Origin of the sequence: Pseudomonas sp. BGI-2 (genome assembly GCF_004310295.1) — a bacterium.
Lineage (GTDB): Bacteria > Pseudomonadota > Gammaproteobacteria > Pseudomonadales > Pseudomonadaceae > Aquipseudomonas.
The window spans coordinates 21,833-46,946 of sequence record NZ_SISB01000050.1 but is presented as its reverse complement, the minus strand read 5'-3'; the positions used below and the strand labels follow the sequence as shown (position 1 = coordinate 46,946).

24 protein-coding genes and 5 pseudogenes are annotated in these 25,114 nt (G+C 59.6%); 18 read left to right on the top strand and 11 right to left on the bottom strand.

Translation table 11 applies throughout. From position 1 onward, the window contains the following. The 4 genes and pseudogenes from EYC95_RS26395 to EYC95_RS26380 form a co-directional block, all read right to left on the bottom strand. A pseudogene (locus tag EYC95_RS26395) lies at window positions 1-417 on the bottom strand (copper resistance protein CopD); the annotation flags it as partial. A 3-nt stretch (window positions 418-420) separates the two neighbouring features. Next, a complete protein-coding gene (gene copC / locus EYC95_RS26390) occupies window positions 421-804 on the bottom strand; it encodes a copper homeostasis periplasmic binding protein CopC (protein ID WP_131062942.1) in 384 nt (127 codons plus the stop codon). Window positions 805-859: 55 nt separating this feature from the next. Continuing rightward, window positions 860-1,747, bottom strand: a complete 888-nt coding sequence (locus tag EYC95_RS26385) for a copper resistance protein B (protein WP_131062941.1) — start codon at window positions 1,745-1,747, stop codon at window positions 860-862. Between the two features lie 10 nt (window positions 1,748-1,757). Further along, window positions 1,758-3,536, bottom strand: coding sequence for a copper resistance system multicopper oxidase (locus EYC95_RS26380; protein ID WP_131062940.1), 1,779 nt, complete (start codon window positions 3,534-3,536; stop codon window positions 1,758-1,760). Window positions 3,537-3,746: 210 nt separating this feature from the next. On the opposite strand from EYC95_RS26380, the gene EYC95_RS26375 reads away from it, so the two are divergent. The 4 genes and pseudogenes from EYC95_RS26375 to EYC95_RS30390 all read left to right on the top strand — a co-directional run. Then, a complete protein-coding gene (locus EYC95_RS26375) occupies window positions 3,747-4,022 on the top strand; it encodes a metal/formaldehyde-sensitive transcriptional repressor (RefSeq protein ID WP_131062939.1) in 276 nt (91 codons plus the stop codon). 8 nt (window positions 4,023-4,030) lie between these two features. Further along, window positions 4,031-5,170, top strand: coding sequence for a nickel/cobalt efflux protein RcnA (locus EYC95_RS26370; protein ID WP_131062938.1), 1,140 nt, complete (start codon window positions 4,031-4,033; stop codon window positions 5,168-5,170). 218 nt (window positions 5,171-5,388) lie between these two features. Next, a pseudogene (locus tag EYC95_RS26365) lies at window positions 5,389-5,581 on the top strand (IS5/IS1182 family transposase); the annotation flags it as partial. 32 nt (window positions 5,582-5,613) lie between these two features. Next, a pseudogene (locus tag EYC95_RS30390) lies at window positions 5,614-5,701 on the top strand (LysE family translocator); the annotation flags it as partial. Here EYC95_RS30390 and EYC95_RS30905 read toward each other — a convergent pair. Next, window positions 5,700-5,783 (bottom strand): annotated as a pseudogene (locus EYC95_RS30905) (LysE family translocator); the annotation flags it as partial. The pseudogenes EYC95_RS30390 and EYC95_RS30905 overlap by 2 nt on opposite strands. A 510-nt stretch (window positions 5,784-6,293) precedes the next feature. Here EYC95_RS30905 and EYC95_RS26355 point away from each other — a divergent pair. After that, window positions 6,294-6,656, top strand: a complete 363-nt coding sequence (locus EYC95_RS26355; RefSeq protein WP_131062937.1) for a DUF6124 family protein — start codon at window positions 6,294-6,296, stop codon at window positions 6,654-6,656. 172 nt (window positions 6,657-6,828) lie between these two features. Here EYC95_RS26355 and EYC95_RS26350 read toward each other — a convergent pair whose 3' ends face one another. Continuing rightward, a complete protein-coding gene (locus tag EYC95_RS26350) occupies window positions 6,829-7,725 on the bottom strand; it encodes a DMT family transporter (protein WP_131062936.1) in 897 nt (298 codons plus the stop codon). A 90-nt stretch (window positions 7,726-7,815) separates the two neighbouring features. On the opposite strand from EYC95_RS26350, the gene EYC95_RS26345 reads away from it, so the two are divergent. The 6 genes from EYC95_RS26345 to EYC95_RS26320 all read left to right on the top strand — a co-directional run bounded on the left by EYC95_RS26345 (window position 7,816) and on the right by EYC95_RS26320 (window position 14,280). After that, window positions 7,816-9,147, top strand: coding sequence for a PLP-dependent aminotransferase family protein (locus EYC95_RS26345; RefSeq protein ID WP_131062935.1), 1,332 nt, complete (start codon window positions 7,816-7,818; stop codon window positions 9,145-9,147). A 156-nt stretch (window positions 9,148-9,303) separates the two neighbouring features. Further along, complete coding sequence (locus EYC95_RS26340; protein ID WP_131062934.1) at window positions 9,304-10,344, top strand: sterol desaturase family protein; 1,041 nt, start codon at window positions 9,304-9,306, stop codon at window positions 10,342-10,344. 120 nt (window positions 10,345-10,464) lie between these two features. Further along, window positions 10,465-11,433, top strand: a complete 969-nt coding sequence (locus EYC95_RS26335; RefSeq protein ID WP_131062933.1) for a tripartite tricarboxylate transporter substrate binding protein — start codon at window positions 10,465-10,467, stop codon at window positions 11,431-11,433. After that, window positions 11,430-11,924, top strand: coding sequence for a tripartite tricarboxylate transporter TctB family protein (locus EYC95_RS26330; protein ID WP_131062932.1), 495 nt, complete (start codon window positions 11,430-11,432; stop codon window positions 11,922-11,924). Before EYC95_RS26335 ends, EYC95_RS26330 begins: the two co-directional genes overlap by 4 nt. Window positions 11,925-11,948: 24 nt before the next feature. After that, window positions 11,949-13,457, top strand: a complete 1,509-nt coding sequence (locus EYC95_RS26325) for a tripartite tricarboxylate transporter permease (protein ID WP_131062931.1) — start codon at window positions 11,949-11,951, stop codon at window positions 13,455-13,457. Between the two features lie 235 nt (window positions 13,458-13,692). Beyond that, entirely contained in the window at window positions 13,693-14,280 is a 588-nt protein-coding gene (locus EYC95_RS26320) for a LysE family translocator (RefSeq protein ID WP_131062930.1), read from the top strand. Here EYC95_RS26320 and EYC95_RS26315 read toward each other — a convergent pair whose 3' ends face one another. Both EYC95_RS26315 and EYC95_RS26310 read right to left on the bottom strand, forming a co-directional pair. Continuing rightward, the gene (locus tag EYC95_RS26315) at window positions 14,281-15,114 is read right to left on the bottom strand and encodes an AraC family transcriptional regulator (RefSeq protein ID WP_131062929.1); all 834 of its coding nucleotides are present in this window, start codon (window positions 15,112-15,114) and stop codon (window positions 14,281-14,283) included. Window positions 15,115-15,149: 35 nt separating this feature from the next. Continuing rightward, window positions 15,150-15,647, bottom strand: coding sequence for a VOC family protein (locus tag EYC95_RS26310; protein WP_131062928.1), 498 nt, complete (start codon window positions 15,645-15,647; stop codon window positions 15,150-15,152). Window positions 15,648-15,910: 263 nt separating this feature from the next. Between EYC95_RS26310 and EYC95_RS26300 the strand changes: the two genes are divergently transcribed. Together EYC95_RS26300 and EYC95_RS26295 are read left to right on the top strand one after the other, a co-directional pair. Then, window positions 15,911-16,159 (top strand): transmembrane sensor/regulator PpyR, encoded by a 249-nt coding sequence (locus EYC95_RS26300; RefSeq protein WP_131062927.1) that lies wholly within the window; start codon window positions 15,911-15,913, stop codon window positions 16,157-16,159. Continuing rightward, on the top strand, window positions 16,159-17,313 hold the full coding sequence (locus EYC95_RS26295; RefSeq protein WP_131062926.1) for an NnrS family protein: 1,155 nt from the start codon (window positions 16,159-16,161) through the stop codon (window positions 17,311-17,313). Before EYC95_RS26300 ends, EYC95_RS26295 begins: the two co-directional genes overlap by 1 nt. Here the strand turns inward: EYC95_RS26295 and EYC95_RS26290 are convergent. Next, a pseudogene (locus EYC95_RS26290) lies at window positions 17,310-18,185 on the bottom strand (LysR family transcriptional regulator). The gene EYC95_RS26295 and the pseudogene EYC95_RS26290 overlap by 4 nt on opposite strands. Before the next feature lie 112 nt (window positions 18,186-18,297). Between EYC95_RS26290 and EYC95_RS26285 the strand changes: the two are divergent. From EYC95_RS26285 to EYC95_RS26265, 5 genes are all read left to right on the top strand, one after another. Continuing rightward, window positions 18,298-19,143 carry an oxidoreductase gene (locus EYC95_RS26285; RefSeq protein ID WP_131062925.1) on the top strand — a complete coding sequence of 282 codons (846 nt, stop codon included), beginning with the start codon at window positions 18,298-18,300 and terminating at the stop codon, window positions 19,141-19,143. A 332-nt stretch (window positions 19,144-19,475) separates the two neighbouring features. Next, window positions 19,476-19,931: a (2Fe-2S)-binding protein gene (locus tag EYC95_RS26280; protein WP_131062924.1), complete on the top strand. Its 456-nt coding sequence runs from the start codon at window positions 19,476-19,478 to the stop codon at window positions 19,929-19,931. Window positions 19,932-19,956: 25 nt separating this feature from the next. Beyond that, window positions 19,957-22,125, top strand: coding sequence for a xanthine dehydrogenase family protein molybdopterin-binding subunit (locus EYC95_RS26275; RefSeq protein ID WP_131062923.1), 2,169 nt, complete (start codon window positions 19,957-19,959; stop codon window positions 22,123-22,125). Window position 22,126: 1 nt separating this feature from the next. Beyond that, window positions 22,127-22,705, top strand: coding sequence for a hypothetical protein (locus tag EYC95_RS26270; protein WP_131062922.1), 579 nt, complete (start codon window positions 22,127-22,129; stop codon window positions 22,703-22,705). Between the two features lie 74 nt (window positions 22,706-22,779). Next, window positions 22,780-23,373, top strand: a complete 594-nt coding sequence (locus EYC95_RS26265) for a GGDEF domain-containing protein (protein WP_131062921.1) — start codon at window positions 22,780-22,782, stop codon at window positions 23,371-23,373. On the opposite strand, the gene EYC95_RS26260 is transcribed toward EYC95_RS26265, so the two are convergent. Together EYC95_RS26260 and EYC95_RS26255 are read right to left on the bottom strand one after the other, a co-directional pair. After that, window positions 23,364-24,641: an amidase gene (locus tag EYC95_RS26260; RefSeq protein WP_131062920.1), complete on the bottom strand. Its 1,278-nt coding sequence runs from the start codon at window positions 24,639-24,641 to the stop codon at window positions 23,364-23,366. The genes EYC95_RS26265 and EYC95_RS26260 overlap by 10 nt on opposite strands. Further along, window positions 24,638-25,063 (bottom strand): VOC family protein, encoded by a 426-nt coding sequence (locus EYC95_RS26255; protein ID WP_131062919.1) that lies wholly within the window; start codon window positions 25,061-25,063, stop codon window positions 24,638-24,640. The genes EYC95_RS26260 and EYC95_RS26255 overlap by 4 nt, the downstream gene beginning before the upstream one ends. Window positions 25,064-25,114: the final 51 nt, after the last annotated feature.

Genomic DNA, 25,114 nt, shown 5'->3' with positions numbered 1-25,114 from the left:
ACCGCTCCATGCCAGACTGGCGAGGGCGATCCCGCCAGCAATAGCTGCGACCACCAAGCTAAAGCCAGGCGCACGCTGGTTGAGCATCACCGCTAAACCGCCAACAACTAACGCGATGATTCGCACGACCCAGGCCAGCCCTACGTCCGTCTCAAATACCATCATTTCAATATGCGGACGCAGCTCAGCGAAGTCCGACTCCCCGCTCATGGCGCTCGCCATCATCACCATGCTGGCGATAGACACCAGCACACCGAGCGCCGTCGTACCCGCCACGATAGACCGAAACGGCAACACGGCACCCGACACTCGCTCTCGTCCTTTAAAGCTGTACAACCCGAAAAGCGCCACGCCAAAGAGCAGCATCAAATCCAGGTACAAGCCGAAGCGCAGGGCAATGCTGGCCCAATCGCTCATCAGTTACTTCACTTTGAACGAAACGTTGCCTGTGATCGGATGAGTGTCCGATGACACCGCGCGCCATTCGACTTTATAGCTGCCAGCGGGCAATGGAGAAAGCGGCGTGATAACCATGGTTTTCGGGTCGCTGCCGCCAGAGACTTTGGCCTTCATGGGCATCGGGGAGTGGGCCATACCGGACATTTCGGTCATGACCAGTTTCGCGCCAGAGAACTGGGTCATGAGGTTTTCGGAAAAGTGCAGTTCGATCTTGCCGGGGGCCGCACCGACCGCGCCTTCCTCCGGGGTAGATGAGAGCAATTTCGGGTGCGCTTGAGCGAATGTGCTCATAAGCAGCCCACCAGAAAGTGCGATGGCAACAGCGGTGGTTTTGATCAGTCGCATACAAGGCCTCTCACCGCTTAAAGCGGTATTTTTTTGATTGTTAAGTTGACGCGTTCTAGAACCACAGCCGAACACCAAGGACGAGACGTGCTTCACTGCGATCCTCGCCATCGTCCTCGGCATAATCGGCTGTTTTGCCGTATGTGCGGTTCCAGGTCACGCCGATGTAAGGCGCAAACTCCCGGCGGATTTCATAACGCAGGCGCAGGCCCGCTTCAGTGTTAGACAAGCCAGAACCGATGCCTCGTTGCGGGTCATTTTTGCTGTAAAAATTAAGTTCGGCGGTTGGCTGCAAAATGAGTCGGTTGGTCAGCAGGATGTCGTAGTCGCCTTCCAGTCGAGCGGCGGTTTGGCCACCTTCACCGATAAACGCCGTGGCTTCGGCTTCGAAGTTGTACAGCGCCATGCCTTGCACGCCGAACGCCGCCCACGTTTGCGGGTCGCCGGGTTTGAAATCCTGCCGAACGCCGGTTACCACGTCCCACCACGGGGAGATGGCGTGGCCCCACAGTGCCTGGACTTCCGCATCTTCAGTCTTGCCGTTGGTACGTTCGCCTTCGGAGCGCAGCCACAGGCGGTCGATATCGCCGCCGATCCAGCCTGAGAGATCCCAGGCCAGGGTGCTGCCGTCATCGGCGTCCTGCCATTCTAGTTTGTCTGCGAGAAAGTACGTGTTGAGCGCGGAGTCGTGCACGTTATGCCCACCCGGACTGACAAACACGGCGGCGCGGTCGGCATCGGTCAACGCCGGGATCGGCGTGCGGCTTTCGGTAGGCGCGGCAGGCTGCATCTGACCGTCGTCCATGCTTTGCATCTGGCTGTGGTCCATGCCCTGCATCTGGCTATGATCCATGTTTTGCATGTCGTCGGTGGCGGCCATTGCCGAAGACAGTGTCAGGCTCGCGGTCACGAGCGCCAAAGAAATCGGAGTGATCCTGATCATGGGTAGCGCCTCATTCTTCCACGCGAACTTCACGGAACATGCCCATTTCCATGTGGTACAGGAGGTGGCAGTGATAGGCCCAGCGGCCGAGCGCGTCGGCGGTCACCCGATAACTGCGCCGTGAGCCTGGCGGCATGTCGATGGTGTGTTTGCGTACCATGAACTGGCCGTTCTCGTCTTCGAGATCGCTCCACATGCCGTGCAGATGGATGGGGTGAGTCATCATCGTGTCGTTGACCAGCACCACCCGAACCCGCTCGCCGTATTTGAGGCGCACAGGTTCGGCATCGGAGAACTTCACGCCGTTGAACGACCAGGCAAATTTTTCCATGTGGCCGGTGAGGTGAAGTTCGATAGTACGGCTGGGCTCGCGGCCGTCCGGGTCTGCGAAGGTGCTGCGCAAGTCGGAATAGGTCAGGACCCGACGACCATTGTCACGCAGGCCGAGGCCAGGGTCATCGAGTTTGGGTGAAGTGGTCATGGCTTGCATGTCCACCAGCGGATTGTTGCTTTCCGTCGCGGGGTGGGACTGCATTTCGCCCATGCCAGCCATACCGCTGTGATCCATGCCAGACATGCTGTCCATGCCTTGCATTGAGCTGTGGTCCATACCCGTCATCTGGCTGTGATCCATGCCCGCCATGTCGCCGCCCATACCGCCGTGATCCATACCGCCCATACCCATGTCATCCATGGTCACCAGCGGCCTCGGGTCCAGTGGTGGTACCGGCGCGGACACTCCCGTCTTCACCGCCAGCGTGCCGCGGGCATAGCCAGTACGATCCATCGACTGGGCGAACAAGGTGTAGGCATCTTGGGTCGGCTCGACGATCACATCGAACGTTTCGGCCACTGCGATGCGAAACTCGTCGACGCTCACCGGTTTGACATGCAGACCGTCTGCGGCGACTACCGTCATTTTCAGACCGGGAATGCGTACGTCGAAGTAGGTCATGGCGGAGCCGTTGATAAAGCGCAGACGCAGTTTCTCGCCAGGCCGGAATACCCCCGTCCAGTTCATGTCAGGCGACTGGCCGTTCATCAAGTGGGTGTAAGTCGCGCCGCTGACGTCGGCCAGGTCCGTGGGATTCATCTTCATTTCAGCCCACATCCTTCGATCTGCGACCGTGGAGCCCCAACCTTTTTCACTGACGTCGTGGATGAAGTCGCCCACGGTGCGCTTGTTGTAGTTGTAGTAATCCGACTGTTTTTTCAACGTCTTCATCAGGCCGACCGCGTCTTCGTCGGTCCAGTCGGTCAGCATCACCACGTAATCTCGGTCGTACTGGAACGGCTCCGGCTCCTTCGCATCGATCACCAACGGGCCGTAAACGCCGGACTGCTCCTGAAACCCAGAATGACTGTGATACCAGTAAGTGCCGTTCTGCCGGAGCTTGAATTGATAGACATACATCCCACCCGGTTCAATGCCATGAAAGCTCAGGCCCGGCACACCGTCCATGTTGGCCGGCAGCAGAATGCCGTGCCAGTGAATGGAGGTGGAGGCGTCGAGTTTGTTCCTCACCCGCAACGTGACCGTGTCGCCTTCGCGCCAGCGCAGCAGTGGGCCGGGTATGCCGCCATTGATGGTCATCGCGGTGCGCGGGTTGCCAGTGATGTTGACCGGGGTTTCGCCGATGAACAGGTCGAAATCGGTACCGGCCAGGACATTCGGCTCGCCGGGGCTGGTGATTGCCCAGACAGGTGTGCGCCATAGCCCGAGGCCGCCGAGAATCCCGGCGGCGGCGAGCCCCTTCACAAAGGTTCGTCTTGATGTTTCAGGTTGCATGGCGCTTTGTTCCCAGTCAGTCGGATGACAGAGCAAACAGGAGATACTGATGAAGAGGGTAATGGGTGCAAGCTTTCAGAAGGCTGAGCGGAAGATTACCGTTTTGTCAGCTTCACCCGTAGCTTTGGCCGTGACCCACTCGAATGCTGGCTTGCGAATGCCTGGTTTTTGAGTGAATATGCGCATCATTATAGGGTAGGTGGGTATGGTATGGCGCATGTTCATGGGCAAAAAGACGATCTGTTGAAGCGTGTTCGACGTATCGCCGGTCAGGTTCAGGCTATAGAGCGAGCGCTGGAGTCGGACGCGGACTGTGCCAAAACGCTGCATCTTGTCGCGGCCACACGCGGGGCAATGAACGGTCTGATGGATGAAATTATAGAAGCACATGCGCACGCTCACGTTGCGAATCCTGAATTGAGCGATGAAGAGCGCGCTAAAGGTGTCGAAGAGTTGCTTGAAGCCATCCGTCGTTACTCGAAGTAGACCCGGTCATGCCAAATTTTGCAGAACTGCTTCAGCAGGGGGGCACCCACGCGTGGCTCTACTTCCCGAGCGCGATACTGCTAGGTGCGTTGCACGGGCTTGAGCCTGGCCATTCAAAGACCATGATGGCAGCGTTCATCGTCGCCATTCGTGGATCGGTGAAACAGGCTGTACTGCTGGGCTTGGCCGCAACGCTCTCGCACACCGCAGTGGTGTGGTTGGTTGCCATTGGTGGCATGTATCTGGGCAAAGGCCTGGACGCTCACACTACTGAGCCGTACTTCCAGCTAGCATCCTCCGCTCTGATCATAGTAATTGCGCTCTGGATGCTGTGGCGTACGTGGCGCGGCGAACAGATGTTCAAGTTCGAGCAAGGTGATGATCACCATCACGGCGAACATACCCATGCTCATCACGATGAGACTCAGCGTATTGATACGGGCCACGGGCGGATCGAACTGGCGATTTTCGAACAGGGAATGCCTCCACGCTGGCGCATGAAGGCGTTGAGTGGGCATGCCTGGTCAGCGGCAGAGGTTCGACTGACGACTAGCCGCTCAAATGGCAGCATTCAAGCGTTCTCGTTCGTCGAGCGCGAAGGTTTCCTCGAATCGACCGCCGATATTCCTGAGCCTCATGACTTTAGTGCTCGTTTGAGTCTTGGGCATGCGGGCCATTCCCATGATTACGATCTGGATTATCAGGAGCACGGACACAGTCACGAGCATTCCGAACTGGAAGGCCTGGAACTGTCGATTGACGGTTATCAGGATGCGCATGAGCGTGCCCATGCCAACGATATCCGTAAGCGCTTCACCAATCGTGAGGTCACCACTGGCCAGATCATTATGTTCGGGTTGACCGGGGGGCTGATTCCCTGTCCAGCGGCTATTACCGTTCTGCTGCTCTGCCTTCAGGTCAAGGAAGTCGCCTTGGGAGGCGTGCTGGTATTGTGTTTCAGCCTTGGTTTGGCGCTTACATTGGTATCCGTCGGTGCGGCGGCGGCCATTGGCGCTAAGCAAGCTTCCAATCGCTGGCCTTGGCTTGGCGCAGTTGCGCGTCGCGCACCTTATTTGTCCAGCGTGTTGATCATCGGGGTCGGATTATACGTGGGGGTTCACGGCTGGATTGGTTTGAGTGCTGCATAAGCCAGTTTTGAACCATTTTCAGATCTGAAATCAAAATGTAAAAAGCGTCTGTTTTGTGCCGGTAATGCTGGCTTCAGGTCCGGTGTTATCGCCTGAGTTAGACATCTCGGCAGGCCGATCGCAGCCCTTCCATGATAGGCAACAATCGGCCCGGAGTGTGTAAAACGCCTTCGCGAACACTTGTATGATTTCTGAGGATTTCATCGCAGGGATCGCCCATGAAGCGCTTTATCCAAGGTGAACATCGAGGCAAAGGCACCTTACTTCCCGAGAGCCTCGACGACTACGTCAGCGATACTAATCCGGTGCGCGTAGTCGACGTCTTTGTCGACGAACTCGACCTGGTCAATATGGGTTTTGAAGGTGCCATTCCAGCCGATACTGGCCGGCCTGTAACACCCCGCGATCTTGAGAACATCTGGTCGCCATCGATGGCAGCACATTCCGAGTTGCTGTTCTACGCCATCAAAATTGTGGCCGCGGCGTATCTGTTTTACCTGGCGTGGCAATTATGGCGCGCCGATCCGGGGGCCGTTTGCAGCACCACCGCCAACCCGGTCGATGCGAGGGCGATCATCCCGGCAAACACCAGCAGCCGACCGACCCTGACCAGGCGGGGAGAAACAGCGTGAGCGTGGCGAGGTCCATGACAGGTCTCTAGAAACGAGAGCGATATTTTTATCATGGACGGCAGAGGGCTTTTTCCGTAAAGCGGCGCGCGCATACCGCAGTACAATTTCGTTGCTCGTAATGAGTGCGCGACCGCCCATTCAACATGATTTGAGGGGGCGCGTTTAATCGCCATCAAGTTTACTTCCTGAAAGCTACAAATCCTTGCGCCGTTGCCTACGGCTGCGCCAGAATCCGCCGGCTTGTGCGCCTTGGGCCTGGTCTCTATCGTTTCCGGGTCGCTGCCAATTTAGCGTCCGGACTTGACCGTCCGATTCAATCAAGGCGTACCAGTGACCAGGAAAAGCTTCCGGCTTTTTTGCGGTGGCTGTGCGTGGGACATCTTCGGGTGTGCCGGATTCCTTGATTTCCGGTCGGTCAACCCGCGTACAGCTGCCACCTCTGTTCGTTTGACCGCGAACGGTGGCGGCTCCGCTAATCAAGGAGCATCACCATGTTCAAAGCCACACCCAATCCCCTGGAAACGGACGACGTTTCCCCGTACGAATCCACCGACTCCAAGAAGCTCAACGATGCCGCCGAGCGGGCGCTCGACTTCCGCTTCCCCTCGAATGCGGACATCAAGTCCACCCCGCGCACACGCAGTACTCTGTTTTCAGTGGACCCCGAGGCTACGGCCGAAACATTGGCGGTTTATCTGGTCGAGACCCTGGCCTCGGTCGATGTGATGGTCCATCAATTGGTGGATCATCTGGAGGGTGAATCGCGTTATGCGCTGCTGGGCATTTCCAACAGCATCATGGTGGCGGAGATCACCGCGAAACGGGTGTTGGATAAAATTGATCTGCCCAAGTAGGTGCGGTCTGCTGTGGTAATGGGTAACTGATATCTGGCCGTCAATCAGGGTCAGAAATGGCATGGCAGCGGCTCGCGGTGTTTTAAACGCGAAGAAAACCCGCTGTGGTTTGCCGATCACTGGGGGTTTTTGGTAGCCACAAGACCTGCGGGCTTTGCCGGGTGCCGGGGCGTTATTTCGCAAATCTCCTCGCACCCACCACACACATGATCACCGCAACGGTGACCCCCAGCATGCCGATGCTGACCTGCTCGTGAAGCAACGTGGCCGCCAGCGCCAACCCAAAGAAAGGCTGAAGCAGTTGAAGCTGTCCAACGGCCGCAATCCCTCCCTGTGCCAGCCCGCGATACCAGAATACAAAACCGATCAGCATGCTGAACAGCGACACGTACGCCAGGCTCAACCACGCCGGCGCACTGATCCCCGAGAACGAAGGGGGCGTCAGCCACCAGGTCAGCGGGGCGACAATCGGCAGCGACAACACCAGCGCCCATGAAATCACCTGCCAGCCGCCCAGTGTTTTGGACAGCTTCGCGCCTTCGGCATAGCCGAGGCCGCAGGCAAGGATGGCCAACAGCATCAGGATGTCGCCTGTCGGCGAGGCGGTCAGTCCTTGGGAAACGGCGAATCCGACCACCAGCAGGCTGCCCAAAACAGAGAAGAACCAGAACGCCGGCCGGGGCCGCTCGCCACCGCGCAACACACCGAACGCGGCGGTCGCAAGCGGCAACATACCGACGAAGACAATGGAATGCGCGGACGTCACGTACTGAAGCGCCAGCGCGGTCAGCAGCGGAAACCCGACCACCACGCCCATCGCGACGATAACCAAGGGCAACAATTGGTTTCGCGCAGGCCGCTTTTCCTCGAACAGCCACAAAATGCACAGCGCCAGCACGCCAGCGATGGTGGCTCGGGCCACGGTCAGAAAGACCGGGTCGAATTCCAGCACTGCCACCCGAGTCGCGGGCAGCGAACCGCTGAAGATCACTACGCCGATCAGCCCATTGATTAACCCGCTCGTATTCTTTTCCAACGTCTGGTTGTGCAGCTTCGATGTCCGTTCCATTTCGCGTCCACTCATGTGTCGGGTTGCATGAGGCGCATCGTATGACCGACTATCGATACAATCAAAAAATTGTCATGGATACATTTCCCTATGCCTCGCTCCCGGTACAAGTCGCTGGTGGATGCCTTTGCAGCCGATATCCGTTCAGGGCGGTTGTTGCCGGGCACGCGCTTGCCGACTCACCGTCTGCTTGCCGCTACCCACGGATTGGCCCTGGTCACTGCAAGCAGGGTCTATGGGGAGCTGGAGGCCATGGGCCTGGTCAGTGGCGAAACGGGGCGCGGTACTTTCGTCCGCGAGACTTCACTGCCACCGAGTCTGGGCATCCACCAGCCCAGCGTTGTGGCGGGGATGATCGACCTCAACTTCAACTATCCGTCCGTACCGGGGCAGGCCGATCTGCTGCGCACAGCCTTGCGTCAGCTCGCGTTGTCCGGCGACCTGGAATCCCATCTGCGCTACCAACCGCACGCGGGCCGTCCGCACGAGCGGGCATCGGTCGCGCGCCATCTGGAGGCGCGCGGACTGACGGTCCAGGCCGAGCAGGTGTTGCTTGTCAGTGGCGCTCAGCACGGATTGACGGTGGCCCTGATGGCGCTGCTGCAACCGGGTGATGTGATCGCGGCTGATGCCTTGACCTATCCGGGGTTCAAGGTGCTGGCTGAAACGCTGCATCTTGAAGTCGTGCCCATTCCTGGCACTGACACCGGGCCTGATCTCGATGCACTCGAAAAGCTCTGCCGGAGCCGCTCGGTACGTGCCCTCTACACCATGCCGACGTTGCACAATCCGTTGGGATGGGTGATGGCAGCGGATCAACGTGAGCACCTCGTGGCGATTGCACGCAAGCACGACCTGCACATCATCGAGGACGCTGCGTACGCGTTTCTGGCGGAAGATTCGTTGCCACCCATTGCGCAAATGGCACCTGAAAGGACGGTGTACGTTTCAGGATTTTCCAAAAGCGTCGCCACCGGGTTACGTGTCGGATTCGTCGCAGCACCCGTGCAAACGGTGGCCGCACTGGAGCGCACGATCAGGGCGACCACCTGGAATACGCCCGGGGTGATGACTGCGATTGCCTGCGCGTGGATCGATGACGGAACTGTCAGCCTGCTGGAGGCGCAAAAGCGCGCAGATGCACAAGCCCGGCAGGCCCTGGCCGACAAGCACCTGGCCGGCCTGCATTTCGTGCGCCATCCATCTTCCTACTTCATCTGGCTGCCCTTGTCGGAAGACGCACGGGCGGACCAGATCGCCATGGCGTTGATGCGCGAGCAGGTGGCGGTATCAACCGCCGAACCGTTTGCGACTTCGGTCCATGTGCCGCACGCGATTCGCCTGGCCCTGGGCTCGGTGGACATGGACGCGCTTGCAGTGGCGCTGGAGAAAGTGAGGCGGGTGGTGGGGGCTTATACGTAGCGGAGCCATAGCTGACCAAAGCCGGATGACTGGCAGGTACACCGCGTTATCGTTCTTCGCGCGCAAGCCCGCTTGTGTCTTGCGCAGGGGGCGGGCCATTCACCACTCTAGCGATCTGATATACACTTTCTTCTCGTTGACGGAGGCCAACTGCTTGTGGATGTTCTTGCGCTTTTCTATGACTACCTGTTTCTGTGGGTGATTACGCCGGTCACCGACCAGTTTCTTGGCATCTTCGATTTGAACGGCCGCTTCGGCCTGGTGTTTCTGTTGTCCTCCTACGGCGTTGCCTACGGCCTGTTTCGCTTCAGGAAATCCCGCGGGCTGACCGACGCGCGTACTTTCGGGCAATTCATCGGCGGGACCCGGGTTCATTTGCACCGCTCGGCGTTGCTGGATTACCGCTACTACTTCGTCCGCGCCATCCTGAAAGTGTCGCTGGTGTTGCCCATCGTCGGTCTGGTGGACCCGTACATCCTGCGTTCCGGGGACTACGTCCGCTTCATGACCAACCTTTGGGGCGCACGGGTGCAAGTCGGGGACCACCTCTCACTCTCGCTGCTGTTCGGATTGGGGGTGTTTCTGGTCAAGGATTTTGCCAACTATTCGGTACACCGGGCCTTTCATTCACGATGGTTGTGGGAGTTTCACAAGGTCCATCATTCGGCACCCGTTCTGGTCCCCGCCACTGCAAGCCGGGTTCACTTCGTGGAAAAAATTGTTGAAAAGCTGACGAATACCGTCTGCATCGCGGCCTTTGCCGGCGTCTTCTGGTACGCCTGCGGTGGCGAGATCAGCCGTTACACCTTGTTTGGCGTGACCTGGCTGGTACTGATCTTCAACGGTCTTGCCGCAAACCTGCGTCATACCCATGTCTGGCTATCGTTCGGGCCAGTGTTCGAGCATGTGTTGAACAGTCCGGCCCAGCACCAGATTCACCACAGTGACGCGGCCCGACACATCAACAAGAACTTCGGAGTCAACCTGTCACTCTGGGACTGGATGTTCGGAACGCTCTACGTCACCACATCGAAGCCGGAAGCCATCCGCTTCGGTACCGATGAAGCGGATCACGAACGCTACCTGACGGTCTACAGCCTGATCGTCACGCCGTTTGTGGACATAGCCCGCAAGATCCGCCTGGCGAAACGCCCGCAGGCCGCGCCACCAGCCCCCGTCGAAGTACCCGAGTCTTAACAAGACGCCATAAACACAACCATGACCTACGCTTGTTCACAGACGCATGTTCAGTGAGCAGGGTTTGCTCCTGAGCGAGATTCAATCGGCACCCAAAAAAATGATATCGGGAGACTCCATATGCTCGCCTTGTTCCGTCGATTCAGCCGCTCCATCGCAGTTGCGATTACCGCTGCGGCGCTCACTACACCGGCCTTTGCGCTGGACACCGTCAAGTTCATGGCCCCGGGCTCGGTTGGTGGCGGCTATGACCAGACTGCACGAGATCTGGGCAAAGCCCTGGTCGAGGCCAAAGCGGCCAAATCCGTCACCTTCGAGAACAAGGGCGGGGCCGGCGGCACGTTGGGGCTGGCGCAATTTGCCAACAGCACCAAGGGCGATCCGAATGCACTGCTGGTTGTCGGCGCGATCATGGTCGCGGGTATTGAACAGAACAAACCGCCAATCACCTTGAAGGACGTGACGCCGATCGCACGGCTGTTTACCGAATACAACGTGATTGCCGTGCGCAAGGAGTCCGAGTTCAAAACCCTGGACGACTTGCTCAAAGCCTTCAAGGAAAAACCCTCCAGCATCACTTGGGGCGGTGGCTCCAAGGGCTCGATTGATCACATCGGCATCGCCGATCTGGCCAGCAGAATGGGTATCCCCGTCAACAAGGTGAACTACGTGGCGTTCGCCGGTGGGGGTGAAGTCGTGGCTCAGGTATTGGGCGGTCAGATCAAGGTGATCACCGGCGGTTACGCCGAACTGGGCCAATACATCAGGAACGGCCAGTTCCGTGTGCTCGCCATCGGCGCGCCCGAGCGTATTGCCGGTATCGATGCGCCGACGCTGAAAGAAAGCGGCTACGACGTGATTATCGGCAACTGGCGGGGTGTTTACGGTGCGGCGGGCCTCACCCCCGAGCAGCGCAAGGAAGTGACCGACGCCGTCTTGGCCGCCGCCGAAAGCAATGGCTGGAAAGCCAATGTCGAGACCAATAAATGGGCACCCAACGTCCTGACCGGCGATGAGTTCGGCAAATTCGTCGACGCAGAGCACGTGCGCCTGCATGGGATGTTGGTCGAGGTCGGGTTGATAAAATGAACCCACCTCGCACATTCATTCCGGTACAACTGGCGATCGGCTTGGGTGTGGTCGCCATCAGTGCCGTACTGGCGTTCGGCGCCTACCGCTTTCCTGAGGAGATGGGGTTCGTCATTCTGGGCGCTCATGTCTACCCCTACGCGTTGGCGGTGTTCCTTGGCGTCGTCGGCCTGTTGCTGTGTTATCAGTCCGTGACCGGTGGTTTTCGCGAATTGGCGGACCACGATGACGAGTCTGCCAAAGCGCTGCCCGGCGGCATGCTCGGGGCCGCCTGGGTCACCGCGGGTCTCGTGGCCGTGGCCGTGCTGATTAACCTCATCGGCTTCGTCCTGTCGGCCGGGTTGCTGTTTGCCTGTTCGGCCCGGGGTTTTGGCAGTCGCCGCCCGGTGCGGGACCTGGCCATCGGCATTGCCTTGACGCTGCCGATTTACTGGCTGTTCAACGCCGGGCTCGGGGTTTCCCTGCCGCCCCTGATCAACGCCTGGCTCTGACCCCGGCCCAAGGAGATAAACTCGATGGATATTCTCTCAAGCCTGGCCGTCGGTTTTGCCGCCGCGCTGACCCCGATCAATCTGATGTGGGGATTTATCGGCTGCTTGCTCGGCACGGCCATCGGTGTCTTGCCGGGGATTGGACCTGCACTGACCGTTGCGCTGCTGTTGCCGATCACCGCCAAGGTCGATCCTACCGGGGCGCTGATCATGTTCGCCGGCATCTACTACGGCGCACAGTTTGGCGGTTCGACCACGTCCATCCTGCTTAATACGCCCGGGGAATCGTCGTCCATGGTCACGGCCCTGGAAGGCAACCTCATGGCCCGGAACGGACGGGCAGGGCCGGCCTTGGCGACGGCGGCTATCGGTTCGTTTGTCGCCGGCACCATCGCGACGGTTCTGCTCACCCTGTTTGCCCCCATCGTTGCCACGCTGGCGCTCAATTTTGGCCCTGCGGAGTATTTTGCGATTCTGGTGCTGTCCTTCACGACTGTGTCGGCAGTGCTCGGCGCTTCGATGCTGCGGGGGTTCGCCTCGCTCGGGATTGGCCTGACCATCGGCTTGATCGGCCTGGACTCGACCTCGGGCATTGCCCGCTACACCTTGGGTGTGCCGGAGTTGGTGGATGGCATCGAAGTGGTGCTCGTGGCGGTCGGCTTGTTTGCGGTGGGCGAGGCGTTGTACAGCCTGCTTTATCAAAAAGAAGAAGCATCGGGTCGGCACCGGTTGACGTCGTTGTGGATGACACGCGCTGACTGGAAACGCTCGATTCCCGCCTGGTTGCGGGGAACACTGATCGGTTTCCCGTTCGGTTCGATTCCGGCGGGTGGTGCTGAAATTCCGACCTTCTTGTCCTATTCCGCCGAACGCAAACTGAGCAAGTTTCCGAAAGAGTTCGCAGGCAGCAAGGGCGAGGGCGCCATCGAAGGGGTGGCCGGTCCCGAGGCGGCCAACAATGCCAGCGCTACCGGTTCTCTGGTGCCGCTGCTGACGCTCGGTATCCCGACGTCCGCCACGGCGGCGATCCTGTTGGCGGCGTTCCAGAACTACAACCTGCAGCCGGGGCCGATGCTGTTCCAGACATCGGGTGATCTGGTCTGGACACTTGTCGCTTCCCTGTACATCGGCAACGTCATCCTGCTGGTATTAAACCTGCCGTTGGTGGGGTTGTGGGTCAAGCTGTTGCAGATTCCCCGACCGTATCTGAATGCCGGGATTCTGGTGTTTGCCACCATCGGCGTGTACGGCATGCGCCACTCTTCGTTTGACCTGCTGCTGATGCTGGCAATCGGTTGGGGAGGGGTGCTGATGCGGCGTTTCGATTTCCCTGTCGCGCCAGTGATCGTGGGCATGCTGCTGGGGCCGATGGCTGAAAAGCAGCTGCGCAATGCGCTGTCCATCAGCGAAGGGGACTGGATGATATTTTTGACGCAACCCATCGCCGCGTCGTTCCTCGCGCTGACGCTGCTGGTGCTGATCGTGCCTCATCTGCTGCATGCTCGGGGCATCAAGTTGCACGAGGATGATTGATCACAAAAGGCACGCCGCGAGTCCTGTAATTGAATGGACTCGCCCTCGCTGTCGTTGGCTTCTATAAGAATGCCACCGTGGCGCACAGACGCCTCGGCTTGGGCGAGTCCACTCAATTACACGAAGCGTGCGACATCAACAAATCCCCATGGGCATTGGGCAGTTTTCTTCAATACGCAGGGCAGGGCGCTCAGTACCTTGAGCGCTGGTTTCCCTGAATTGAAGAAGGTGTGCGATGAGTCTGATTATTTCCATGGCGACATTTGCCCTGGTGGCGTCGATAACGCCGGGGCCGGTGAACATTGTTGCGTTGAGTTCGGGGGCGCAGTTCGGTTTTCGCGCCAGTCAGCGGCATGTGGCCGGGGCCACGCTGGGGTTCGTTTTATTGCTGGTGTTGATGGGCCTGGGTTTGCATGAGGTGTTGCAGCTGTGGCCGGCGCTGACGCGGGTGGTGCAACTGGCGGGTGTGGCGTTTCTGTTGTTCATGGCCTGGAAGCTGGCGGCGGACGATGGTCGAATCGATGCAAAAAAGTCGCGCCGGGCACCGTCGCTGTTGTATGGCGCGGTGATGCAATGGCTCAACCCGAAAGCCTGGCTGGCGTGTGTAGCGGGGATGGGCGCCTTCGTCGCGGATGGCGAGGCGCGGTTGGTCTGGCAGTTCGCGGCGGTGTACTTGGTAATCTGCTACGTATCCGTTGGTTGCTGGGCTTACGCTGGCACCTTTTTGCAAGGTTACTTGAGCAATCCTGCGGGCATGCGCCTGTTCAACCGGATCATGGCGTTTCTGTTGGCGGTGTGTGCGGCGTACCTGTTGTTACCCTGATCAGCCTCGATATTGCCCCGGTGTGGCCGCCAGATGCTGTTTGAATACCCGCTGAAAATGCGCCTGATCCGCAAATCCCGCTTCCAGCGCTACATCGGCAATCAACTTGCCGTTGCGCAATTGATCACGGGCGAACTGGATGCGCCGGTTGACCAGAAAGGCGTGGGGCGTCATGCCGTAATGGTGTTTGAAGGCGCGAATCAGGTAGGACGGCGACAGTTGAGCCGCCTCGCAAATGTCCTCGAGCTTGAGCTGGCGTGTGCAGTGGTCGCGGATGTAGTCGGCGGCCCGTTCCAGCTTGAAATTGGGCTCGCGCAGCGGTTGATCGATCGGGTTGAGCCGCTGTTGCACATCGGTAAAAAACTCCACCGCCGCACTGTGTTTGCACAACACGTCCTGCAGCGGATCAACCAGTATTTCGTACAAATCGTTCAGGCCTGCGAACAGGTTGACATCGCGGGTGTGGGTAACGGAAAACCGCCGAAACGCCAACTCCTGGCTGAAGCCGAACTGATGTTGCAAATCGGTCAGCCAGGGCGTCTCGACGTACAACATCAAGTATGACCACGGCTGGTTGTCGATGGGATTGCAGGCATGGACATCATCGGGGTTCATCAACACCACGGTGCCGGCGCTGACCTGGAACTGCGCTTGCTCATGAAGGTAGGTACTGCGCCCGGCGGTGATCGCACCGATGGAAAAGTGCTCGTGGGCATGCCGGGTGTAGCAAACCTCCCGGCCGTCGGCGATGGATCGGGCTTCGATGAAGGGCAGGGCATCGTCGCGCCAGAAGCGGGGTGCTTTGTCAGCGTCTTTGGCAACGGTGTGCTTCATCGTCAGTGTCCTCGGCAGGCCAGCAACGGAGTGTATTAGCTCTCGCCGTTAAAGGCTCGCTGCAGTGCGGCGATGTCGAGTTTTTTCATCTGCATCATGGCTTGCATGGCGCGTTGTGATTTCTTCGTGTCGGGGTCTTTCAGCATGTCCATCATGGCGACCGGCACGATCTGCCAGGACAAACCGAATTTGTCCTTGACCCACCCGCACTGCTCGTTCTCTGGATGGGCGGAAAGGGCGCCCCAGAAATGGTCGACTTCATCCTGGGTCTGGCAATTGACCTGAAATGAAACCGCTTCGCTGAATGTGAAAACCGAACCGCCATTCAGGCCTGTCATCGGCTGTCCGTCGAGTTCGAAACTGACCGTCAGCACCGAGCCTTCAGGCATGCCATGAACCTCTTGGCCGGCCTTGCCGTAGTGAGTGAGGGCGGTGATTTTTGAATGATCGAAGATCGAACAGTAAAACTTCGCCGCTTCTTCGGCCTGATTGTCGAACCAGAGGCAGGGAGTCAGTTTTTGTACGCGCTGCATGGTGGTGCTCCTCTACGAGTTACACATGCTGGATTATCAGCGTAGCCAGCTTGTAGTCGATTGGCTGGACCGTAGATCGACATTTGCCCGCAGGTATAGATGTGTCTGAGTCAAAATGACAATTGTGTGAGTCATACAGACTACTTCGGCAAGTGGTCGATATGACTCTATTTTCTTCAGGTTACTGATTTAAATGGATAAAAAAACTGGCACGAGACTTGATAAGTAAAACGTACAACTGAACTGCTTCAGGAGTACGGAAAATGTTCGATTTCTTCATCAATCCTCAGAACGTTCTGCACTTGTCGAGTCGCGTACTTGGCGCTGGCCTGGCGCTGCTTTTGATGGGTATCTACGGCGCTTACCTCTACGACGGTCATTTGCCGATTGTCGCCCTGGTGACGATGCATGCCATGACCATTATCGGGCCGACCTTGCTCAAAATTGGCTACGTTATGCGCCTGCTGGCCCAGCATCGCTTGGGTAAAGGCCTGGTCGGGGCGGTCGCCTGATGCGCCGACTCGCCGCTGCGCCAGTCTTCAGTCTCGGCTTTCGACCGTTCTTTTTGGCAGGTGCCGGGTTTGCTGCGATCGCGGTGGCGATCTGGGCGCTTTGGCTCTACGGGCGACTGCCCGATGCGCAACCTGTTGGCGGGATGCTGGCCTGGCACCGGCATGAAATGCCGTTTGGTTTTGCCACGGCAATTATCGCCGGGTTCCTGCTTACCGCAGTGCCCAACTGGACCGGACGCCCTGGCCTCAACGGCTGGCCCTTGATGGGGCTTGTGCTGGTATGGCTGCTGGCGCGACTGGCCTGGTTGCTACCCGTTTCCGATAGCGTGCTGCTGGTGTTGCAAGTGCCGTTTCTACCGCTTCTGGCCTGGGCGATTGGACGGGATCTGGTGGCCGCCGGCAAGCGCGACAACTACCCGATTCTGTTGGTGATTGCGCTGATGGCTGGTTGTCAGGGCATGACGTTGTGGGGGATCGCGATGGATGACGCGGGCCTGCAACGGCGTGGCGTGTTGGCGGCCTTGTGGCTAGTGGCGGCGCTTATGACGGTGATTGGTGGCCGGGTCATTCCCTTCTTTATCCAGCGCGGCTTGAACCGTGCCGCCGCACCCGCCGCTCACCCGTTGCCAACCAAAGTGTTGTTGCTGAGCAGCCTGCTCGCGGCCATGTCCTTTGCCGGTGGGTTGAACGATGCTCCCAGACCCTGGCTGGGGGCGTTGTTTCTGCTGATGGGCGCGTTGCACCTGCTGCGCTTGTTGCGCTGGCATGATCGGGGCCTTTGGCGCGTACCGCTGCTCTGGTCGCTGTACCTCGCTTATGCCTGGCTGGTGGTTGCCCCGTTGGCGATGGCGTTGTGGCACACCGGCTTGATGCCGCAACAAAGTCTGGCCACGCACTCATTGGCCGTCGGTGGTATCGGCGGGCTGATACTGGCAATGATTGCGCGGGTCAGCCTGGGTCATACCGGGCGACTGTTGCAGCCATCGAACACCGTGGTGCTGGGTTTTGCCTTACTGGTGATCGCCGGTGTGAGCCGGGTGTTTGTTGTACCGTTTTTCGGGCTGGGGCTGGGCCTCTCAGCGCTCCTTTGGAGCAGTGCTTTCGGCCTGTTTCTCATGCACTACACCGGCATCTTGCTCAAGCCGAGGCTCTAACGCCCCAGACCACCGCGTTCAGCGATCCACTGCGTGGCCATATCGATGAAGGCGCGCAGTTTCGGTTGAGTCTGGGTGCGGCTCGGGAAATACAGGTACAACGCCGAACTCAACGGCACAAACGGCTGCAGCACTCGCTCCAGTTGACCGTTCGCCAGCTCGTCGATGATCTCCAGATTGCAGGCGTAAGCGAGTCCGAGCCCGTTTCGGGCTGCGGAGATCAGAGCTTGCGATCATTGACAATCACGCCACTCTCGACGCCCACCGTGAAGTCTCGCCCGTCACGGCGAAACTCCCAGCGATGCGTGCTGCCGGAGTTGGCGAAGCGGAAGCCGATGCACTCATGCCGGGTCAGCGCTTCCGGGCTGAGCGGTTTGCCGGCCTTGGCGAAGTAAGCCGGCGAACCCACCACCGACCATTGCAGGTCCGGTGTCAGGCGCACGGCGATCATGTCTTTCTCGATGGACTCTCCCAGCCGAATCCCGGCATCGAATCCGCTCTCCATCAGATCGACCGTGGCGTCGTCCAGGGAGATGTCGAGGCTGACCTGCGGATAAGCCTGGCGGAACAGCGGCATCAGTGGCTCGATCAACAACGCGCCGGACAAGCGCGGCGCGGTGATGCGCAGCGTGCCCATCGGTTGATCTGGCCGCCGGGCGCAGACGGGCGAACAGGCTGGCACCGGCCTCGGTCAACGCCACTCGGCGAGTCGTGCGCTGGAACAGCAATACGCCGCTGCGCCGCTACAGCAGTTTGATCGCGTGGCTGACCGCCGTGGGCGTCACCGCCAACCGGGTGGCGGCAACGGTGAAGCTTTTATGCTCGGCCACCGCCAGAAACTCGGTCAAGCCATCGAACGGGTCGTGATTCATGTCGGCGTCATTATGAAAGACAGTTTCATAGTGCTTGTAACACGAGGGTATTTTTCCGACCAATCTTCCTGCGTACCTTGTGCTCACCCCAACCCAAACAAGGAACTCGATCATGACCACTTCCCCCACCTTCAAACGTGTCTGGCTCATCACTGGCGCTTCCCGCGGTATCGGCGCAAAGATCGCCGCCGCTGCACTGGCCAATGGCGATGCGGTGGTGGCTACCGCTCGTGATGCCAGCAGCGTCACCCAGCGTTTCGGCACTCAATCCGCGTTGCTCGCCGTGTCCCTCGATGTGACCAACGAAGCGCAAGGCGTTGCCGTCGCCAAGGCGGCCATCGATCACTTCGGGCGTATCGACGTGCTGGTTAACAACGCGGGCTTCGGCTTGCTGGGCGCGGTGGAACAAGCCAGCGCCGACGAGGTGCGACGTGTGTACGAAACCAGTGTCTTCGGCTTGCTGAACGTCACTCGCGCCGTCCTGCCGTACATGCGCGCCGCTCGCAGTGGGCACGTGATCAATCTGTCATCGGTGGGCGGTTACGCGTCGGGGCCGGGCTTCGGCGTCTATTGCTCGACCAAGTTTGCCGTTGAAGGGCTGAGCGAGGCGCTGCACGCCGAATTGGCGCCGGTGGGGGTCAAAGTCACGGTTGTCGAGCCTGGATACTTCCGCACCGAATTCCTCGAAGGCAATTCGCTGGTGGAACCCCCGTCAACGATTGCCGACTACGACAGCACCGCGGGTGAAGTACGCAAAATTGCCAAGGCCGTGACCCTGAATCAGCCGGGCGACCCGGACAAGCTCGCGCAGACCATGATCACCCTGGTGGAAGCGAAAAAAGCACCGCTGCGCTTACCGCTGGGCAGTGACTGCGTCGCGGCGATCGAAGCCAAGAACGCCTTCGTCGCCGATGAGTTGCAGACATGGCGTGAAGTGTCGGTCTCCACCGATTTCTAAACCTCAACCCTGTCCGTATCTGCCGTTGTGGCGAGGGGATTTATCCCCGTTCGGCTGCGCAGCAGTCGTGAAATCAGATGATGCGGTGTTTCAGGAAAACCGCGATCACAGGTTTCACGACTGCTTCGCAGCCGAACGGGGATAAATCCCCTCGCCACAACGACAGCTGCTACAGAGCGCGCCATTTCAGTCTTCTTCATGTGACCGGTGGTCGATGAACCCGTCTCAACCGGCAATTTGCGCTTAGCTGAAGGGATCACCCGAGGCGCGCGTAGGCATTCTGTTGTCACAGCGACGCCCCTTCAGAACACCGTGAGTCTGAGGAATTCGCAATGCTGACCCTGAACATCAATGGCAAGGATCAGGAGCTGGATGTCCCCGCGGACATGCCGCTGCTCTGGGTCCTGCGCGATGTCGCGCACCTGACGGGCACCAAATTCGGTTGCGGCATGGCCCAGTGCGGCGCCTGCACCGTGCACGTCGACGGTGCGCCGCTGCGTTCCTGCATCACGCCCGTCACCGCAGTGGCCCACGGGCAAAAAATCCTCACCATCGAAGGCCTGTCAACCGACGGCTCGCACCCGGTGCAGCAAGCCTGGGCCGAACTCGACGTGGTGCAGTGCGGTTACTGCCAGTCCGGGCAGATCATGTCCGCCGCCGCGTTACTGGCGAAGATCCCCAAACCGACCGACAGCGACATCGATCAGGCGCTCTCCGGCAATATCTGCCGCTGCGGCACCTACCCAAGGATCCGTGCAGCGGTCAAACGCGCCGCCGAGATCGGCTGATGCCTCGTTGACGGGAGTCTGAACCATGAACAGCATCAGCCCTGTGTCACGTCGCGGTTTTCTCAAGGGCAGCGCACTGTTGGGCGGTGGTCTGGTGGTGGCGTTCGTCATCCCCGGCGCTCATCGCTTTGCTTTGGGGGCGGAGAATGAAGGCAATATTTTCGCGCCGAATGCGTTTTTACGGATCGGCAACGACAACGTCGTCACCGTACTGCTCGGCCACTCGGAAATGGGCCAGGGCATCTGGACCGGCCTGACCATGTTGATTGCCGAAGAGCTGGACGCCGATTGGTCGAAAATCCGCGTCGAACATTCACCCGCGTCGGCGGCGGATTACGGCATGGCAGGGTTCGGCGGGATGCAGATCACCGGCGGCTCGACCTCGACCTGGATGGAATTCGATCGCTATCGGCAGGCCGGCGCGGCAGCGCGCTTGATGCTGATCGATGCGGCGGCCAAGCGTTTCAACGTCGCGCCCTCGGCGATTCACACCGAGTCAGGCGTGGTCATTGCCGGCGACAAACGCGCGACCTACGGCGAACTGGCGGACGACGCCGGCAAGCTGCCGATTCCGGATCCGGCTTCGATCATGTTCAAGGAGGCCGAGGACTGGAAACTCATCGGCAAACCCACCAAGCGCCTGGACACCCCAGAGAAAATCACCGGCCGGGCCAAGTTCGGCATGGACGTGCAATTCGATGGCTTGATGACGGCCATGGTTGCCCGTTCGCCGGTGTTCGGCGGCAGCGTCAAATCCTTCGAAGGCGCCGAGGCGCTGGCTGTGCCGGGCGTGCACAAAGTGGTGCAGGTGCCTACTGGCGTGGCGGTGATTGCCGACCATTACTGGGCGGCGAAGCTTGGGCGCGATGCGCTGAAAGTCGAGTGGGATCTGGGGCCGAACGCCGGCCTCGACAGTCAGAAACTGCTGGAGAGTTTCCGCAAACTCGCGGCCACCCCCGGTACCTCGGCCAGTAAGGCGGGCGATACCAGTGCTGCACTGGGCAAAGCCGCCAAGACCATCGACGTCGAGTACAGCGTGCCGTACCTGGCCCACGCACCGATGGAACCGCTCAATTGCACGGTGAAAATCTCCAAGGACAAGTGCGAGATCTGGACCGGCACGCAGTTCCAGACCCTGGATCAAATGATCGCGGGCAAGATCACCGGGCTCAAACCCGAACAGGTTGAAATCCACACTGAGTTCCTCGGCGGCGGCTTCGGTCGTCGGGCCAATCCGACCTCGGATTTTGTCGCAGAAGCCGTGCAGGTCGCCAAGGCAGCAGGCGCGCCGGTGAAAACCGTCTGGTCCCGGGAGGACGACGTGCGCGGCGGTTATTACCGCTCGGCATTCCTGCATCAGGCACGCATCGGCCTGGACGCTGGCGGCATGCCCATGGCCTGGAAGCATGTGATGGTCGGTCAGTCGATCATGGCCGGCACCATGCTCGAGGCGACCATGGTCAAGGACGGTGTCGACAAGACGTCGGTCGAAGGCGTTGCCGACAGCCCTTACCTTGAAGGCATGGCCAATCACCAAGTGGAACTGCACTCACCGACAACGGGCATCAGCGTGTTGTGGCTGCGTTCGGTGGGGCACAGCCACACGGCGTTTGTCATGGAGTCGTTGATCGACGAACTGGCGGAAGCGGCCGGAAAGGACCCGGTGGAATACCGACGAACCTTGCTCAAGGCGCATCCACGGCATTTGGGTGTGCTGAACCTTGCCGTCGAGAAAGCCAACTGGAAGGCGCCATTGCCAGACGGCCACGCGTTGGGCGTGGCGGTGCATGAGTCATTCGGCAGTTACGTGGCCCAGGTTGCAGAAGTGTCCCAGGACAACCTGAAAATCCGCGTGCACCGGGTAGTGTGCGCGGTGGACTGCGGGATTGCGGTCAACCCGATGAGCATCGCTGCGCAAATGGAATCCTGCATCACCTTCGGCCTCGGCTTTACCCTGCACAGCAAACTGACGTTCAAGGACGGCCAAGTGGTGCAATCCAATTACCACGACTATCGGGTGCTGCGGCTGAACGAAATGCCGGTGGTTGAAGTGCATATCGTGCCGAGCACCCAAAGGTCCGGCGGTATCGGCGAAGCCGGTGTCCCACCCACGGCACCGGCAGTGGCCAATGCGGTGTTCACCCTGACCGGGCAACGCCTGCGGGAACTGCCGTTGCAACTGTCGGGGGTGTGACATGAAACGACATCTGATTCTTGGCGCGGTGGTGCTGATCGGCCTGACCGGGTATGCCGAGCACCTGTTTGCTGACGACAAGGAAGCCATAAAGGCATTCGGCACGGTACAGAAGGTTTTCCAGAGCCCGCGTTGCCAGAACTGTCATATCCCGGGCGATTCGCCGTTGCAGTTCGACGCCGGGATTCCCCATGCGATGAGCGTGGTGCGCGGGATGGACGGCAAGGGCGCTGCCGGTTTGCCCTGCGCGACCTGCCACGCCGAGTCCAATCCGCCCGCCAGTTACGGGCCGCATACACCACCGGGAGCGCCGCATTGGAGCTTGCCGCCCGCAGCGCACAAGATGGCCTGGATCGGTCTGCCAGCCGATAAGTTATGCGTGATGATCAAGGATCGCTCCAGTAATGGTGACCGAGATTTTGTAGCGCTGATCAAGCACGTCAGCGAAGACAAGCTAGTGCTCTGGGGCTGGAATCCGGGCGAGGGAAGGGCGCCGGTACCGGTGCCCCACGACATTTTCGTCAGCCAATTCAAGCTGTGGGCTGACGCGGGTGGGCCGTGTCCGGTGGAGGGCAGTTGACCGGCGGTCCGTAAACAGGGAGTCAATCCGGATATGCACGACTCTAAAGTGCATATCCGCCAATGGAGTGAGTAATGCTGATCCCAGGCAAACCGGTCAAGCGAGGTGCTTGCACAGACCCGATGCGTTCGCCACTCAAGGAGCGTGAACTGCTGCGCGATCTGGCTCGTAAGGCCGAGCAAGAGCTGATGGGCGTGCAGATGGCGAGTATGGACGAGTTGACGTTGCTGCCCAACCGTCACGGGTTTACAGCGCTGGCCCAACAAGGGCTGGACGCCTGCCAGCAGTTGGCATTACCGGCCACGCTACTGTTTTTCGATCTCGATAATTTCAAGCAAATCAATTACCTGTACGGTCGAGCAGAGGGCGATAACGCCCTGAAAACCTTTGCTGACTTGCTGCGAATCGCCTTTCGCGAAAGCGATGTGATCGGCCGACTGGGTAACGACGAGTTTGTCGCTCTACTGACAGGGGCGAGCGTTGTAGAGCTGTCTGCGATCATGGCACGCCTCGAGGAAATACTCGCCGAGCGCAATGCCACGGCAAATCGCAGTTTTGCCATTCACTTCAGCATTGGCCAGATCGAGTTTGATGCTCGGCTAAACCAGACTGCCGAAGTAGTGTTGGCCCTGGCCGATAAGGCGATGCACGACACTCGTCATTCTTGAGTGGCGCAGTGCAAAACCGCTGCAATGTACCCGGCAGTACGCAACAACCGGCCGTCATCCCTGAACTTGCCAATCAGCTGTAATCCGATCGGTAGACTGCCTTCCGCGCGCATCAGCGGGATATTGACCTGCGGCCAGCCAAACGCCCCCCAGAGCTTGATGAAATCCGACGGTCCGGTACTTTCCAGACCCATGGGCGCAACCATCCCGCACGAGGCGCCGAGCATAGCGTCGAAGGGTTGGCACAGCTCATTCAAGCGAGGGGAAAGCGCGGCCAGTCGCACCTTGGCAGCGGATTCCTGTTCCCAGGTTGTCGCCGCCGCACGCTCGAACATGGCCAGTGTCGAGGGGCTCAATTGGGTTCGATGTCGTTGAAATTCCTTTGCCAGCGAGCGGGCACCCTCGCAATCGTTAATCAGCTGATGGTCGTCGAAGACACCGGCAAACTCGTCGGGCAGTTGCAGTTCGCTCACGTGATGGCCAGCGTGGCTCAACTGATCGGCTGCCTGCTCCAGAGCGTGGGCCACCTCGGGGTCCACCTGATCCCAGCGTGACGTGCGGCAGAAGCCTAGCCGCAGTGGACGCCGCTCGACGTCAGGTACCACGAAACCGGGAATCAGCACGCGCGCCACGAGGTGCAGATCGCGTACTGATCTTCCGTACCAACCCACGGTGTCGAAGCTTGGCGCCAGCGGTTTTACACCTTCCAGCGACACCAGTCCCAGCGACGGTTTGTAAGCGAAGAGGCCGCAGTAGGATGCCGGCTTGAGCAATGAGCCAGCGGTCTGGGTACCCAGCGCCAAGGCGAAGAAACCCGCCGCCATCCCGGCCGCCGAACCCGCGCTGGAGCTGCCTGGCGTGCGAGCGAGGTCGTGGGGATTGCGCGTCGGACCGGTGTGCATGTAGGCAAACTCGGTGGTGTGGGTCTTGCCCATGATCAGCGCGCCGGCCTGGCGCAACAGCGTCACCACGTGGGCATCCCGTGACGGTTGATGGCCGGTGTAGATGGGCGAGAAGAATTGCGTGGGGTAGGCCGCAGTGTCGAAGATGTCCTTGACGCCTACGGGAACGCCGGCCAGCAGGCCACGACCGTTGTTCTGCGCAGCATCGGCGCGTACCTGTTGGGCGTCGAACGAGACGAAAGCCTGGATATCCGGCTCCTGCGCCTGGATGCGCTCAAGAAAAGCTTCGGCGATGGCGGCAGCGGTCGTATCGCCATTGACCACCGCTTCACTGAGGGTGGTGGCGTCAAGGGAAGGGCGGATCATTTGGCGAACAACTGATCGATGTTTTTGAACGCCTTGAACTCCAAAGCGTTGCCGCACGGGTCGAAGAGAAACATCGTGGCTTGTTCGCCTACCAATCCCTGAAAGCGGATGCCCGGCTCGATCACGAAGCGTGTACCCAGGTCTTTCAAACGCTCGGCCAGCGTCTCCCATTCATCCATCCCCAATACCACACCGAAATGCGGCACCGGCACGTTATGACCGTCCACGGCATTCGTGTGCGCGGCTTCCTGAGAAGGGTTTTTCGGGGCCAGGTGAATCACCAGTTGATGACCGAAAAAGTTGAAGTCGACCCAGTGGTCGCTGGAGCGGCCTTCTTCCAGGCCGGACACTTCGCCATAGAAACGCCGGGCAGCGGCTAAATCGTAAACCGGGATGGCCAGGTGAAAAGGGGACAGTTGCATTAGGTTCGCCTCGGATGATCAGGAGATGAGGCTGAGTTTAGCGCTATGCTT